16 protein-coding genes are annotated in these 15237 nt (G+C 63.7%); 9 read left to right on the forward strand and 7 right to left on the reverse strand.

Annotation, left to right across the window (positions count from 1 at the left end; all coding sequences use genetic code 11):
* Positions 1–133: 133 nt before the first annotated feature.
* A complete protein-coding gene (locus XB14_RS05135) occupies positions 134–1018 on the reverse strand; it encodes an SDR family oxidoreductase (protein ID WP_077960591.1) in 885 nt (294 codons plus the stop codon).
* Between the two features lie 182 nt (positions 1019–1200).
* Here XB14_RS05135 and XB14_RS05140 point away from each other — a divergent pair, with 182 nt between their 5' ends.
* The 4 genes from XB14_RS05140 (at position 1201) to XB14_RS33830 (ending at position 4661) form a co-directional block, all read left to right on the forward strand.
* Positions 1201–1605, forward strand: a complete 405-nt coding sequence (locus tag XB14_RS05140; protein WP_077960592.1) for a winged helix-turn-helix transcriptional regulator — start codon at positions 1201–1203, stop codon at positions 1603–1605.
* Between the two features lie 438 nt (positions 1606–2043).
* Positions 2044–3324, forward strand: a complete 1281-nt coding sequence (locus XB14_RS05145; RefSeq protein WP_077960593.1) for an FAD-dependent oxidoreductase — start codon at positions 2044–2046, stop codon at positions 3322–3324.
* A 53-nt stretch (positions 3325–3377) separates the two neighbouring features.
* Positions 3378–3770 (forward strand): glyoxalase/bleomycin resistance/dioxygenase family protein, encoded by a 393-nt coding sequence (locus XB14_RS05150; protein ID WP_077960594.1) that lies wholly within the window; start codon positions 3378–3380, stop codon positions 3768–3770.
* The gene (locus tag XB14_RS33830; RefSeq protein WP_077960595.1) at positions 3771–4661 is read left to right on the forward strand and encodes a GrpB family protein; all 891 of its coding nucleotides are present in this window, start codon (positions 3771–3773) and stop codon (positions 4659–4661) included.
* A gap of 366 nt (positions 4662–5027) precedes the next feature.
* On the opposite strand, the gene XB14_RS05160 is transcribed toward XB14_RS33830, so the two are convergent.
* On the reverse strand, positions 5028–5747 hold the full coding sequence (locus XB14_RS05160) for an aspartate/glutamate racemase family protein (RefSeq protein WP_077960596.1): 720 nt from the start codon (positions 5745–5747) through the stop codon (positions 5028–5030).
* 189 nt (positions 5748–5936) lie between these two features.
* On the opposite strand from XB14_RS05160, the gene XB14_RS05165 reads away from it, so the two are divergent.
* Entirely contained in the window at positions 5937–6401 is a 465-nt protein-coding gene (locus XB14_RS05165; protein WP_043622517.1) for an Lrp/AsnC family transcriptional regulator, read from the forward strand.
* Between the two features lie 21 nt (positions 6402–6422).
* Positions 6423–6995, forward strand: a complete 573-nt coding sequence (locus XB14_RS05170) for an isochorismatase family protein (protein ID WP_234803964.1) — start codon at positions 6423–6425, stop codon at positions 6993–6995.
* Positions 6996–7058: 63 nt separating this feature from the next.
* Here the strand turns inward: XB14_RS05170 and XB14_RS05175 are convergent, their stop codons facing one another.
* Positions 7059–8549, reverse strand: a complete 1491-nt coding sequence (locus XB14_RS05175; protein ID WP_077960598.1) for a hypothetical protein — start codon at positions 8547–8549, stop codon at positions 7059–7061.
* A gap of 223 nt (positions 8550–8772) precedes the next feature.
* Here XB14_RS05175 and XB14_RS05180 point away from each other — a divergent pair, with 223 nt between their 5' ends.
* Entirely contained in the window at positions 8773–10041 is a 1269-nt protein-coding gene (locus XB14_RS05180) for an NAD(P)/FAD-dependent oxidoreductase (protein WP_077960599.1), read from the forward strand.
* A gap of 84 nt (positions 10042–10125) precedes the next feature.
* Here the strand turns inward: XB14_RS05180 and XB14_RS05185 are convergent, their stop codons facing one another.
* Positions 10126–10674, reverse strand: coding sequence for a tetratricopeptide repeat protein (locus XB14_RS05185; protein WP_179119530.1), 549 nt, complete (start codon positions 10672–10674; stop codon positions 10126–10128).
* A 104-nt stretch (positions 10675–10778) separates the two neighbouring features.
* Positions 10779–11504: a class I SAM-dependent methyltransferase gene (locus tag XB14_RS05190; RefSeq protein WP_077960601.1), complete on the reverse strand. Its 726-nt coding sequence runs from the start codon at positions 11502–11504 to the stop codon at positions 10779–10781.
* A 292-nt stretch (positions 11505–11796) separates the two neighbouring features.
* Between XB14_RS05190 and XB14_RS05195 the strand changes: the two genes are divergently transcribed.
* Positions 11797–12270: a hypothetical protein gene (locus XB14_RS05195; protein ID WP_077960602.1), complete on the forward strand. Its 474-nt coding sequence runs from the start codon at positions 11797–11799 to the stop codon at positions 12268–12270.
* 3 nt (positions 12271–12273) lie between these two features.
* Positions 12274–13506 carry an HlyD family secretion protein gene (locus XB14_RS05200; RefSeq protein WP_077960603.1) on the forward strand — a complete coding sequence of 411 codons (1233 nt, stop codon included), beginning with the start codon at positions 12274–12276 and terminating at the stop codon, positions 13504–13506.
* 554 nt (positions 13507–14060) lie between these two features.
* Here XB14_RS05200 and XB14_RS05205 read toward each other — a convergent pair.
* Positions 14061–14558 (reverse strand): GNAT family N-acetyltransferase, encoded by a 498-nt coding sequence (locus XB14_RS05205; RefSeq protein WP_077960604.1) that lies wholly within the window; start codon positions 14556–14558, stop codon positions 14061–14063.
* 187 nt (positions 14559–14745) lie between these two features.
* Entirely contained in the window at positions 14746–15177 is a 432-nt protein-coding gene (locus XB14_RS05210; protein WP_077960605.1) for a rhodanese-like domain-containing protein, read from the reverse strand.
* Between the last annotated feature and the right edge of the window lie 60 nt (positions 15178–15237).

Consider the following 15237-nt stretch of genomic DNA (forward strand, 5'->3'; position numbering starts at 1 on the left):
TAACAAGAACAAACGCCGCGACGGCGACGGACAAGATCCTGCTGCAGGGCGGAAGACGCCGTCAGTCTCTCCTTCGTCAAAGTCCAAGAGCCCGGCACGAACGGCCGGACCCCTGCGATTTCAAGCGAGCCGATCAGCCGGCAAGAGCCGCCTTGCTCGCGTCGAGGAACGCTGCGAGCTTTGCCGGGGATTGGCCCGTCAGCGTTGAAAGGTCGTCCGTCACCATGCCGATATGGCCCTTTCGGGTGTTGGCGTCGAAGGAGACGACGATCGGAACCAGAAAGTCGGGCAGGCCGGCGCTCTTGAGGCCGCCGGCGAGCGCCTCGTCAGAGATGTGCACGACCTCGAGCGGCTTGCCGGTCGCTGCGGCAACGAGGGCGGCGATCTCGTCCGTGTTGCGCAGCTCGCCGCCGGTCAGCGTATAGGTATGGCTCTCGCTCACGGAGGCGGCGAGTGCGGCGGCTGCGGCCTTGGCGGCATCGGCGCGGGCGATGTGGGCGAGGCGGCCTTCGCCGGAGGAGGAATACCAGTGGCCGGTCTCAAGCGCATGCGGCAGCGCCATGAACAGGTTTTCCATGTACCAGCCGTTGCGCAGGATCGTATAGGGAATGCCGGTCGCCTTGATGGCGTTTTCGGTGCCGAGATGATCGGGCGCGAAGGGGATGACCGAGGTCTCTGGGCTCGGCATCGAGGTATAGAGGATGTGCTTGGCGCCAGCCTTCTTGGCAGCGGCGACGGCGGCGAGATGCTGCTTCAGCCGCTTGCCGGGCTGGTCCAGCGCATCGGTCGAGATGATCAGGAGGCGGTCGGCGCCGGCAAAGGCCGCGTCGAGCGAGGCCGGGTCGTCGAAATCGGCAATGCGGGTCTGAACGCCCTTGGCGGTGTAATCGGCGAGCTTGGCGATGTCGCGGCTGGTGGCGATGATGCGGGCCGGTGCGACGCCGGATGCCAGCAGTTGATCGAGCACGAGCTTGCCGAGCTTTCCGGTTGCGCCGGTGACGAGCAATGTATCGGACATGTCTTTTCCTTTTCCTCGTTTGGCCGAGTTGGCGCGCGCAGGCCCCGTCGGCTCCTCATCCCGTCGCCTGGGAGACGCGTCGGGACATGCTCTCTTTTTGAGACTTGCTCTTATCTCGTAATCGCAGTACCGCTGTAAAGGAGGCAGTTTTTTCTCTCGTGGTTACAGGAAGGGTACCGCCTATGAACAAGCTGACAGGCGAGGTGAAGGGCAAGCGCGTGGCGATCGTCTGCGGCGTGCCGATGGACATGGAAAACTGCCCGGTGCGCGACGTCATGGACAATATCGGCGGCAAGTGGAACTCGCTGATGATCCTGTCCTTGGCCGACGGCCCCTTGCGCTTCTCGCAGCTCCGACGGCTGATCCCCGACATCTCCCAGCGCATGTTGACCCAGACGCTGCGGGACCTGCAGCGCGACGGCTACATCCACCGCACCGTCTACCCGACGCAGCCGCCGAGCGTCGAATATGCGCTGACCGATCTCGGCCGCTCGCTGCTCGGCCTGCTCAAGCATTTCGTCGACTGGTCGGTGGAAAACCACGGCGCGATCCGCGCGGCGCGCGCGGTCTATGACGCGGAGTGTTAGGGCGTCCATCCGGCAGTGGTGAGCCGCCAGTTCGTTCGCGCTGTGGCGCGCCTTCCTCTTTCGTTTCCGTCGATCGTGAGCGGGGGTTGCCCCTCACCCTAACCCTCTCCCCGCAGGCGGGGAGAGGGGACTTGCCCCGCTCGGAGCGTTGGCGAACGGAGCCACCGTCAGGGGAAGCGAAGGCGCGCCGATCCTTGCCACGGGGACACAACTGGCGGGAGTGAGGATGAGACGAGCGGGTGCCACGCGTCTCCTTCGCCCCGCCTGCGGGGAGAAGGTGGCCGGCAGGCCGGATGAGGGGCAGTCGTTCCTGCGCGACAATCGGATCACGTTGCGTCAAGCGTCACGCGCGACGTCGTGTCCCGGTGTTGCGACCTTGCCCTAGCACCTTGATTTTCCCTATAGTTTCGCCAATCACCTGCGTCACCTCGGGGAACCATGAAGACACTCCATATCGGCATAGCGGGCGCCGGCCCGGCGGGGCTGGCCGCGGCGCTGATGCTGTCGCGGCGCGGCCACCGGGTGGAGCTGCTGGAGCGCTTCGACGTGGCCTCACCGGTCGGCTCCGGCCTGATGCTGCAGCCGACGGGACTGACCGTCCTGAATACGCTCGGCCTGCTGCAGCCGATGCTTTCCCTCGGCAGTCGGATCGATCGGCTCTATGGCGCCGATGCCAGGTCCGGGCGCACCGTGCTCGACGTGCGCTACGACGCGCTCACCGGCGGGCGCTTCGGACTGGCGGTGCAGCGCGCCGCACTCTTCAACACGCTGCATGACGCCGTGGTTGCGGCCGGGCTGCCGGTCAAGACCGGCGTCACGCTGACCGAGGTTCGCATGGCAGGCGGCAAGGCCGTGCTGCTGGATGCGCAAGGGCATGAGGCGGGCGCCTATGACCTGGTGGTCGATGCGAGCGGCGCACGCTCGGCGCTCGCTGCCGGTTCGACCGCCGCGCCCAAGGTGCGCGAGCTTGCCTATGGCGCCTTCTGGGCGACGCTCGGCAGCGACGGCCTCAATCATGATCCGCACGCTTTGGTGCAGCGCTACGACCGGGCGAAGGTGATGATCGGCATCCTGCCGGCGGGCCGCGCGCGGATGGGCGAGCGCGACCGCGTCGCCTTCTTCTGGAGTTTACGGGTGGCGGATGCGGACGTGATACGGCAGGCCGGGCTCGACCGCTGGAAGGCGCGCATTCTCGGCTACTGGCCGGATTGTGCGCCGTTGCTCGATCAGATCTCAGACTGGGAGCAACTGACGCTGGCGCGTTATGCGCACCGCACGATGCGCCCGCCGGTCTCCGGCCGCATCGCCTTTGTCGGCGACAGCGCCCATTCGACGAGCCCGCAGCTCGGGCAGGGGGCGAACATGGCGCTGCTCGATGTCGCGGCACTTTCGCATGCGCTCGACACGCATGGCGATCTCGATGCCGCACTTGCCGCCTATGCCACGGCGCGCCGCAACCACGTCGCGTTGTTCCAGCTGCTGTCGCTTCTCTTTACGCCCTTCTACCAGTCGGACTCGACGGCTCTCGCCTGGCTTCGCGACCGGCTGGTCGCGACGGTCGCGCGCACCCCGCCGATGCAGGCGCTGCTTGCCTCGATCGTCTCGGGCACGCTGGTCGACCCGTTCAAGCCGGCAGGACTTGCCGAATGCGACTGGCAGGCGATGGGTGTCGGCTCGGACGAGCACGGCCAAGCGGCCGCCCCGGCGATTTCCGCCTGAGGCCGCAGCGAATCCTGTATCAAGGCGGTCCGGATGGCGGATGGAGGATTTTGATGACGGACGGCGTGGCGGCCATTCTCGTGCATGTGGCCGATACGCAGGCGGGTCTTGCCTGGTATCAGCGCGCATTCCCTGGCGTTGAACGCCGGTTTCTTGCCGCCTTTGATTTTGCCTATCTGCGGATCGGCGCCATCGATCTCGAAATCGTCCAGGCCGACGAGAAGGTGGCGAGCGGTGCTGCCGGTTCCGTCGTCTACTGGGCGGTCGCGGACCTCGATCGGGCGCTCGCCCATTTCGAGGCGCTCGGCGCGGTTCTCTATCGCGGGCCGATGGCGATCCAGGAGGGGCTGTGGATGTGCCAGGTGCGCGACCCCTGGGGCAATTGTATCGGCCTTCGTGGGCCGCGTCCGGGAAAGGGTGGCATCGACCACGAGACGGAGCTCTGAATGGCGACACGGGTGGAAATCGTTGCCTATGATCCCAACTGGCCGCAGCGTTACCGGGAGATCGCGCAGGATCTCAGGCGCATCCTGGATGCGCTGGTCATCGCCGTCGATCATATCGGCAGCACGGCCGTTCCCGGCATGGCGGCAAAGGCCGTCATCGACATCGATGTCACCTTGAGGGGGCTGCCCGACATTGCGGCTGCCAGCGCCTTGCTCGTTGCGGCCGGCTACCAGGCGCGCGGCAACCGGTACGACGACGATGTCTGGGCCTTTATGCTGCAGGGGGTCGAGCCGAAGCGGCGCGTCTATCTCTGCCCGCCGGACAACGAGACCCATCGACGGCGTCTTGTCTTCCGCGACCATCTGCGCGGCCATGCGGACACCGCCTTGGCCTACGCGGCGCTGAAGGCACGCCTCGCCGAGGCCTATCGATATGACGGCGATCGCTACACCGCTGAGAAGACGCGCTTCATCAACGCGATCGTCGACCGCGAAGACCGGATGACAGGAGATCGGTCCGCTATGGTGCAAACAACAGTCACTTGCGAGATCCGCTACCGGCTGAAACCGGGCCGCCTGGCGGAATTCGAGGCCTATGCGCAAACCTGGATGACGCTGATCGAGCGGCACGGCGGGACGCATCACGGCTATTTCGTGCCGCGCGAAAAACCTGAGGGCGTTGGCGCCAGTTTTCCGGGGGTGGGCGAAGACGGAGCCGGCGACATCGCCGTCGCGCTGTTCACCTTTCCGGACGAGCCGGCGTATCTGCGCTATCGCAGCGATGTGGCCGCGGATCCCGATGGGATGGCAGCGAACGCGCTTTACGCCGACGATCCGCCGTTCGTGAGCTACGAGCGCATCTTTCTGCGACCGCTTGCGCGCAACCCTTAAATCATCCTCGGGCTTGACCCGAATGAGTCATCCTCGGGCTTGACCCGAGGATCCATGCCCAGGCCTACGAAAGCTCGAACCGTCTCTATCAACTCGATCTTGCGCTGCGGGTAGCGGCGCTTGGCAGACTTCTTGCGTGAAGCACGCCGCCGCCTCGTGGTTGGGGTGAACAAATCAAGCCATATCCGTGAGGGAACTCGTTCATCGATCCTCGGGTCAAGCCCGAGGATGACGCGCTCCGGGGTGTTGCGGCTTCTACATTGGACCAGCATGCTCGGGCACCTGGCGACGAAGGAGGACGGGCCAAAGCCGACGGGTGGACTTTGCAGTCCCCTCATATGTGATCCCAAGGCCTGAGCGCCGCGCTCAAGCCGCCCGCGCCATTTCCATGCCGGCGAGCGCGAACGCGACGGCAGCTTCCGCGTGGATCGCGGTGGAATCGAAGCCCGGCAGCGGCAGGGCTCTTGGGTCGAGGGTGAGGCAGATCTCGGTGCAGCCGAGGATGACGGCGTCCGCGCCTTCCGCTTCGGCCTTGTCGATCAATTCGATCAGGGCCCGGCGGGAGGAGCGCAGCACCTTGCCGGCGCAAAGCTCGTCGAAGATGACATCGTGCACGAGGGTGCGGCCGTCCGCATCCGGCACGATAATGTCGATGCCGTGGCTTCTCATGCGCTCGGCATAAAAGCCGTGCTCCATGGTGTAGCGGGTGGCAAGCAGCAGCGGCCGGCGGCTGCCGGCGGCCTTCAGGCGCGCTGCCGTCTCGTCGATGATGTTGAGGAGGGGGATGTCGATCGCTGCCTGAACCTGATCGGCGATCAGGTGCATGGTGTTGGTGCAGATCAGCACGCAGTCCGCGCCCGCCGCTTCAAGACCGCGGGCGACATCGGCAAGCCGCTTGGCGGCGTCCTCCCAGCGACCGGCCTTCTGCAGGTCGACGATCGATTGGAAGTCGACGGAGTGCAGCAGCACCTCGGCCGAATGCAGGCCGCCCAGGTGCTCGCGAACGGCCTCGTTGACCATGCGATAGTAGACCGCCGAGCTTTCGAAGCTCATACCGCCGATAAGACCGATCTTGCGCATAACCATTCCTCTCTGTCCGCTGGCGCCGCCGTCCGTCGCGACCGCCGTTTGATGAGAAGAACTATGCCTCAGGGGCGGCGGCAATGGTTCGCTTTGATGGGAGCCAAAGCAATCATTTGCGCGAACAATTTGCGCATGTGCTGATGAATGTGCAATTATGAGGCGTTTGATTTTCAGATCATGGGAGGAATCGGCGTGCTCGACGATAGGGACAGGAAGCTTTTGGCGCTGCTGCAGCAGGATGCAAGTGTGGCCGTCGGCGAACTGGCGGAGCGGGTGAACCTGTCGCTGTCGGCCTGTTCGCGCCGCATCCAGCGGCTGGAGGAGGCGGGCTATATCGCCAGGCGCATCGTCGTGCTCGATCGCGAGCGCATGGGCGTGCCGACCACCGTTTTTGCGCTGATCAAGACGGCGCACCACTCGGACGAATGGATCGAAACCTTCCGCCGGGCGATCAGCGATATCCCCGAAATCGTCGAGGCCCATCGTCTGACCGGAAATCATGACTATATCGTCAAGGTCGTGCTGCCGCGTGTCGAGCATTACGACGTGGTCTACAAGCAGATCGTGCGCAAGGTCGAGCTCTTCGATGTCTCCGCCTCGATCTCGATGGAAATCCTGAAGAGCGGCACGGCGGTGCCGGTCGATTATGCGGTGTGAGGCGAAATGACGAATGATGCAGTGAGCAAGACGTTAGGCCATGACCTTGCCGATGCGCTGGTGGTTGTCGATGTGCAGCGGGCCTTCATTTCCGGGCCCGAAGCCGTGCCCGGCCATGTCGACCTGCAACGGGCCGTTGGTCTGCTTTTGGAGAATGCCCGCGCGGCCGGCGTGCCGGTGATCTTCCTGCAGAACGATGGGCCCGAGGGCGCCGTCGACGAACCGGAGACCGATGGCTGGCAGCTGTTCTTTCCTGCCAAGGCAGGCGAGGTGGTCGTTCGCAAACGGAAGGACGACGGCTTCGACGGCACCGATCTCGAAGACCAGCTTCGGGCGCGCAAGGTCGAGACGATCGCGATCTGCGGCATGCTTTCGGAAATGTGCCTGGCGGCGACGGCGCGCACGGCGATGGCGAAGGATTTCACCGTGATCCTCGCCAACGACGCGCACGCGACCTACGACGTGCCGCCCGGTCCCGGTCGCTCGCCGATGGTACCGGCGCGCCTTGCCGCGCGCGCGGCCGAATGGTCGCTCGGCGACGAAGTGGTGCTGGTCGATGCGGCCGAGGGGATTCCATTTGCCGCATCGGCATGATCGAGCGCTGGTGCTTACTCCATGAAGGTGAGGCGCGCGGGCGGCTTGCCCCGCCGCGCCCGACTATTTTCGCCGCTTGCGCTTGCGGCGTGCCTGGTCGTCGTCGTTGGGCTCCCGTGCGGGCCCTTCCTCAAACGCGCCGTACAGTCTTTGCAGCTGGAAGCGCAGCTTCCTCGTCTTGCGCTTTTCCAGCTGCTCATTGATCGTCGTGAGAGCGTCATAGGCTATTGTGCTTGCCGCCCCGGTCGCGGCCGCTGCAAGCGGGTTTTCGCTGAAGGTTGCCACGCCCGAGGCAGCGGCGATGCCGATGACAACCTTGGTGAGCGTCGACTTGAACACGCTCCCAAGGTTGCTGCTTTTCGACAGATAGGTGTCGAGGTCGGCGTTCCATGCCAAGCGAGTGTCGCGCATCTCGGCTGCGAACTCGTCCGCCTGAGCGGATGATGTCACCGCTCGCGATCGCCTGGCGGCCATCGCAATGCAGGCTCGCCAGCGCGCAAAGATCTCGTCCTCGTCCCGTATCGCCATCAGATCGCGCAGGTCGATGGCGTCGGGATTTGGCACATGGTTTGCGATCAGCCTTGCTTCCACCGCGTGATCGTCGAAGTCGGCATTGTGATAGGTTGCAAGCTGATCCTTCAGGATCTCGAAGGCAACCTTGCCGTTGGACAGATCCAGCGCCGGTATCAGGTTGGGCCCGAGCTGCCTGAGGATCAGCTCATCGAGCATGAGCTCGACATATCGCAGCTGTGTGTGATTGCCGGCGACTTCCCGATAGTGCTTCCGGTAAAGCTTCTCGACGCGCTTGGGGCGGTACACGTGATTGATCGCATTGGATAAAATGGCATCTTCGGTGTTTCGGAAGCCATCCTCCTTGTCGAAGGCGCACTCGCTATGAAGGTACGGATAGGTATGGAGGTATAGCTGATACAGGTCGCCATGATTGCAGACCGGAACGACGATCCCCAGGCGGATCAGCGGCGCGATCTGAGCGTAAAACTCGGCCCAGTATTGGATGCGCTCATAGTGGATCAGATAGTCAAATTGTTTGCGTCTCTTCTCGTTGTCGGCGTGGAAAACCGGGAGGTTGTCGAGATCGACGTCCCATGTGTCCATCGCCATTCGATAGACTTCCGGTTCTTCCTCTCCGGATGCTACGGGCGCGTATCCATGGCCAAATCTCAGCTGCGAGATTGGTTCTTCCAGGTAGATCTTTTCATAGAAGAGCAGGCATTTCTTGATCCTGGCTATCAGCGATTCCCGTGTGCGGCTCAAGGTGTTGAGGTAGACGCCGTTTGCCTCAAAATCGATATGTGGGACGTGAATGTTCTTTCGAAAGGGCGTGAATTTGTTCCGGATCCATTTGTAGCCGCCGACCCATGCATAGAGGCTCTCGACGGCATAATAGACCTCGGCCCACTCAGCTCTAGAGAGCGCGCCAAGGGCTCGAGGCGTCCAGTCCGACGATGGAAGGCCGATCGCGCGCTCGAGAACATCGATAATGGTCATGTCCGAGACCGTGTCCGGATCATACGGAGCTATCTTGATCGCCATCTTCCCAGCCGGTTGGATGCGTGCCCAGCTGTTAGTTAGCCATCAAAAATGCGGCGTCTCAAGCTCGACTAGAAGTTCTGGCGTCAATGGGCGCCTGCGATCGCGCTGTTCTTGACTTTTTGCAAGGGTGACATGAGGTGGTTGCGCTTGTCCTTGGCCGTCACAACCCCAATGTTGTGGCACGTCCAACGGAAGGCCGGTCGCAAAGCCGACTGGAAAGAACATGCAGGACAGGCATCACGTGGTCGTTGTCGGCGGCGGGTTCGGCGGATTGCAGCTCGTCAAGCGGCTTGCCGGCGCGCCGGTCAGGATCACTCTCATCGACCGGCGCAACCATCATCTCTTCCAGCCCTTGCTCTACCAGGTCGCAACGACGCTGATCGCGACGTCGGAGATCGCCTGGCCGATCCGCAGCCTCTGGCGCGACCGGCCGGAGGTTACGACGCTGCTTGGCGAGGTGAGCGATGTCGACGAGGCCGGAAAGGCCGTGTTGCTCAGGGACGGCCAGCGGATCGGCTACGACACGCTGGTGCTGGCGACCGGGGCGACGCATGCCTATTTCGGCCATGACGAATGGGAACCCTTCGCCCCCGGCCTGAAGACGCTGGAAGACGCGACGACGATCCGCCGCCGGGTTCTGCTCGCCTTCGAGCGGGCGGAGCTGGAAGAGGATCCCGATGTCCGTGATGCGCTTCTGACATTCACCATCATCGGTGCCGGCCCGACCGGGGTCGAGCTTGCCGGCATCATCGCCGAGATGGCGCACAGCACGCTTCCCGAAGAGTTCCGCCGTATCGACACGCGCAAGGCGCGGGTGATCCTGGTCGAGGCCGGCCCGCGTATCCTCGCCGCGTTCAGCGAAGATCTTTCGACCTATGCGGTCAAGGAGCTGCAGCGGCTCGGCGTCGAGGTGCGCACCGGCACGCCGGTGACATCCTGCACCGAAGAGGGGGTGATGATCGGCGACGAGTTCGTCGGCAGCCGCACGCTCGTCTGGGCAGCCGGTGTGCAGGCATCGCCTGCCGCCCGCTGGCTGGATATCCCGGCCGACCGCGCCGGCCGGGCGATCGTCGGGACCGATCTCACGGCTCCCGGCCATCCCGATGTCTTCGTCATCGGCGATACCGCTTCGGTCACCTATGACGGCGGCAAGCCGGTGCCGGGCATTGCGCCCGCCGCCAAGCAGCAGGGCGTCTATGTGGCCGACGTCATCCGCGCGCGGCTTTCAGGCGGCAAACCGCCTGGAGATTTTCGCTATCGCCACCAGGGCAGTCTCGCCACCATCGGTAGGCGCGCCGCGATCATCGATTTCGGCCGCTTCAAGCTCAAGGGCGCACTTGCCTGGTGGATCTGGGGCATCGCCCACATCTACTTCCTGATCGGCACCCGCAGCCGCTTCGCCGTCGCCTGGAGCTGGTTCTGGACCTATCTGAGCGGACAGCACAGTGCCCGGCTGATCACCCAGAAGGAGACGCTGAAGGAGAAGGGGTGAGCGGGGCAAAGCTGGCCCGGAACCTTCCCCAGAGTGGTGTTTGGTCTTGACCCGGCATGCTCCGATGAGCTTGGGGCATGCTGCTCAGTCTTCGGCAGCGCGATCTAACGCTCCCTCGACTATTCCATTGGCAGGGTCCTGCGCGCTCTTCGCTTCCCAGTACGACGCCTGTTCCCGATCCTGTGGCACACCCACGCCTTCGCGGTAGTGATGCGCAAGAGACAGTTGCGCGACCGAGAACCCACCTTCTGCGGCCTTCTTCAGCCAGTGAACCGCCGCTTGGGTATCTCGCTCAACGCCTCGGCCGGTTTCATACAGTTGGGAAACGGCATACTGCGCGCTCAGGTCGCCTTGATCAGCTGCACGTTTGAACCAGTGAAACGCCTGAGAGTCGTCCTTCGGCACGCCCCGGCCATAAGCGTATAGCGATCCGATCATGCTCTGCGCCGCAGCATTGCCACGCTCTGCCTCCGGCAGGGACTGGCGATATGCTTCTTGATAATCCGCACGCATGAACGCTTCTTGCGCGTCTTTCATTTCGGCAGCCGCAAAGCCGCTAGAAAGGTTCAACCCGATGGACAGCGTCACGACTATGAGTGGTGCTCTGATCGCTATCTTCCTGAAGTTTCGCATTCGCTTATCATGCCTATGTTGAACAGTTGCAACCAAATCGGTGTGAGAGATTCGTTTCATCTCTAAGATGGGGCGGTGGCCACAGCGCCGGCAGTTGGCAGCGCCTACTTCTCAACCTTCATGATCAGGATCATCGGCCGGTCGACTTCTTCGGCCAGTGCCGGTATCTCCGCGATCTGCTCTTGCGTCGGCCGCCACTCCTCGACGTGGCGGATGGCAAAGCCCGTTGCGATCAGTGTGTTGAGCGTGGTGCCGATCGTGCGGTGGTGCTTGATGACGCCTTTCGCCAGCCAGTCCGTCGTGCGCGGTCCCTCCTCGGAATAGTGGTCGACCGGCCAGGTGCGCTCGCCATTCTCGATGCGCCAGCCGGGATCGTGCGAGGCCATGTAGATCGGGTGCTCGATGGTGAAGACGAAATGGGCGCCGGGTACCAGCGCCTTGTGGATGGTGGCCACCAGCCGGCCAAAATCCTCGACATAGTGGAAGGCGAGCGAGCTGTAGGCGAAGTCGAAACTCTCTTCGGGCAGCTCCAGCTGGTCGAGATCGGCGATCTTGTGTTCGATCGCCGCATCCGACGTGTCGGCCCTGGCGCGGGCGATCATCTTTTCGGAGAGGTCGAGCCCGAGCACCTGGGCAGCGCCAGCCTCGCGAGCATGGCGCGAAAACCAGCCATAGCCACAGCCGAGATCGACGACGCTCTTTCCTGAAAGATCCGGCAAAAGCGCGCGAATCGCCGGCCATTCCGCGGCGCCTGCAAGACCATGAACCGAGCGCCCGAGCTGGCTGTAACCTTCGAAGAATTCCGGTTGGTCGTATACGTTCTGGGCCATGGGCGGTCTCCTTCTGGCGGTCATGCGTGGGCAGGCTCCTGCCGCGCCGGGCGACGCGGGTGCCTGCGCGCGTTAGGGCGAGCGGTCATGCGATGCCGTTACCGCGGGAACAGCATGTGCCTTTCGATCCTGCTCGAAACCGGCGGCACTTCAAGGTGCCGGCGAGCCGATTTGATAGGGCGCCCGGTGGTGCAAGGTCAAGTTGTGGCTAGACGTACAAGCTTCTATTTCGTTTTTCTTGAGGGGTGCTAATGTTCGATTCTCGTGGTCCAGTCCGATTTGCGGAGGCGTAATGTCCGAAGCCATCCATCCTGCTGCCATTCACCATCTTCCGGGGTTTATCACGGCCCCGGGCCAGTCCGATTGGCTGCTCAATGCCGTCGCTGTCTTCCTCATTGTCGCGATCTTCGCGCTCGGCACGCTCTATCTCCGGCTTCACTCGCTGCCGGAGGTCATGGCGCACAAGACCAACAAGATCCAGCTCGAACTGGTCGCGGTCCTGGCGCTCCTGTCGCTGCTCACCCACAACAACATCCTGTGGGGGGCTGCCCTGCTTCTGGCACTGATCGACCTTCCCGATTTCTCCTCGCCGCTATCGTCGATCGCCGGCTCGCTGGAGCGGATTGCCGGCAAGGTGGACCAGCCGACCGTACCGGAGGCAGGGGACGTGGAGGCCGAGCCGGTAGCAAGCCAGCCACAGCCGCACGCGTTGCCCGGCCACGGCCACGCATCGCCCGCTCAGCCGTCGATCGAAGGGAAGGCATAAACCATGTTCGAGTTCATCCTTTGCTCGATGCTGACCATCCTGCCCGACTATCTCTTCCGCCGTTACGGCCAGGGAAAGCGGATCGGGCGCGAGATTACCATCTATTCGGTCTGGTTCGAACTGCGCTGGGGCATCACCGCCTGCATCGTGCTGACGATCTCGCTGATCACGCTGATCTTCTACTTCCATCCGTCGACGAAGAACGTGACCGCGGCCTTCCGGACCGTCGCCGTGCTGCCGGAGACCAATGGTCGTGTCACGGAGATTTACGCCACGCGCTTTGAGAAGGTGAAGGCCGGCCAGCCGCTGTTCAAGCTCGACAGCTCGGAGGAGGAAGCCGCCGCCGAGGTCGCCCGCCGCCAGATCGCCGAAGTTGACGCCGAGTTGACTGTCGCGCGCACCGAGCTCGTTGCCGCCGATGGCGTGATCGTCCAGGCGCAGGCGGCTGTCCAGCAGGCGCAGGACGAATACGACACCCAGGTCGAGCTCAACAGGCTCAATCCCAATGTCGTCGCCCGCCGCGAGATCGAACGCCGCCAGGTGGCGCTCGAAGGACGCAAGGGCGCGCTGACGGCGGCTCAGTCCAACAAGCAGACGCTGGAGACCAAGCTTTCGTCGCTGCTGCCGTCGCAGAAGGCCAGCGCCGAAGCGGCGCTGAAGCAGGCGGAGGTCGATATATCGAAGACCACCGTCCTCGCCGGCGTGTCCGGCACGCTGCAGCAGTTCACGCTTCGGGTCGGCGAAATCGTCAACCCGCTGTTGAGGCCGGCGGGCGTGCTCGTGCCGGAAGACGCGGGCCGCGCGCGGCTGGTGGCCGGCTTCGGGCAGATCGAGGCCCAGGTGATGAAGCCCGGCATGATCGGCGAGGCGACCTGCGTCGGCAAGCCGTTCACCATCATTCCGCTCGTCGTCACCGAGGTTCAGGAGGTGATTGCTTCCGGCCAGGTGCGCGCCAGCGACCAGTTGATCGACGTAACGCAGATCTCGCAGCCGGGCACGCTGACGGTGGTCATGGAGCCGCTTTATCCCGGCGTGCTCGACGACGTCCCGCCGGGCAGCAGCTGCATCGCCAACGCCTATACCAGCAACCACGACCAACTGGACGAACCCGGGATCAGCACGCTGCAATGGGCCTATCTGCACGGCGTCGATGCGGTCGGCCTCGTGCATGCGGCGATCCTGCGCATCCAGGCGCTGATGCTGCCGGTGCAGACGCTGGTGCTCGGCGGACACTGAATCAAAACACATCCGGCCGGGGTTCTGCATCCCGGCCGGCGCGCCTATCGCGCGCAGATCTTCCCCTTGAGGTGGGCCACGGCTTCCTTCAGCCTCGTCCGATCGGCCCGCAAACGCTCAGCCCTGTCCTTGCCGACCGGCCCGATCCTCCAGCGCTAAAGCCCGTGCGGGCATCCTGACGGTTGAAGCGCGCGCATGTGCCGACGAATTGCGATGCGCGGCAGCGCATCTTCGCTCAGGCTGCGCAACTGCACCGGCCCGTCGTAGGCAGGGAATGGGGTGTCCAAAAATGATTGAGCCCCCGTTGTGACGGAGGCTCAAGCGCGCAATCAAATTAATAAAGCAACTGCACCGCAATATAAACGCAAGCATGCATACTCTTCCGGGGATTGCATACTTCCGTGGCGCAATCGCAAGTACAGTGTGGCAAAAGCGTGGCCTGAAAGCAATGGATTTTAAGGGGATTTTAATAGTCAATTTGGGTTACGGGAAAATCCCCAGCTTTTTCACCCAATCGGGTCAGGATTTTCCTGACGGTAGCCCGCAGGGACAAGTCAGACGCCGGACGCTTCCTTCCCGTCGTCCTCTGTTTGGATCAGCAGCGTCCAGGGTTCCCAGATCGCGTCCAGTATCGCGCCCTGGCGCCCGTAGAAGCGCTTTGCAGCTTCATTGCTCGCAAGCACCGACCACTCGATGCGCGGCGTGCCGATCGCTGCGGCGTGGCGTTTCAAGGCTTCGATGAGCGCCGCGCCGGCGCCGAGGGAACGCGCTGTTTCATCGACGAAAAGTTCCTTCAGCACCAGCGTCGGCTTCAGGTCGTAGGTCCAGGGAATGACGTAATGCACGGCAATGCCGACGACGCGGCCGCCGAGGTCTGCGACCAGCACGCCGAAGCGCGGGTTGTCGCCAAGCCCGTGCTCGATCAGGTCCATCTCGGTCACGCGGAACTTGTCGATATAGCCTTCGAACACTGCGAGATTACGCATCAGCCGCAGCACGTCGGCGACGTCACGCTGCGCAAAGGGTCTGACGGTCAGGGGTGATACGGGCATGTCGATAACTCGTGCAAAGGGGTTAGCGGGCCGGCATGACTACGACAGGCCGGAAAGAGGGCGGCCGAACCGCATCATCTGCCTCAATCGCGATCGATTTCAGGGCGAAATCAAACGCGATCAAAAATGCTGCAGTGCCGCGCGCTCCGCAAGGCGCGCGGCACTGCAAAAGGGGCTTCGCGCCTGCTCAAGCGGCGAGCAGCGCCTGTGCCTCGCCGGGGGCCGCGCCGGTGGCAAAAGCGAGGCCTTCGTCCTCCCAGCCGGTGATGCCGCCGATCATGAGCTTTACCGGCCGGCCGAGGCGGGCGAGCTTGAGTGCCGCCTGGTCGGCACCGTTGCAATGCGGGCCGGCGCAGTAGACGACGAACAGGGTGTCTGCGGCCCACTCGGCCACGCGCTCGGCGCTGATCTGGCGGTGGGGCAGGTGGATCGCGCCCGGCACGTGGCGGCGGGCATAGGCGGCATCCGAGCCGACCACGTGCAGGAGCACGAAATCCTGGTCGCCGCTCTTCAGCGCCTGGGCGACGTCGGCGCAATCGGTCTCGACGCTGAGGCGTCCGGCGAAGTGGGCAATAGCGACTTCGGGGGACGCGGCGGGGGTGTCGGTGACGTAGCTCATCGGGGCTCTCCTCGGGTTCGTGCGGTTGACGAGGAGATGTGTAGCAACGTTTCGAAAGCG

This window comes from Ensifer adhaerens (assembly GCF_002007205.1).
GTDB lineage: Bacteria > Pseudomonadota > Alphaproteobacteria > Rhizobiales > Rhizobiaceae > Ensifer > Ensifer adhaerens_D.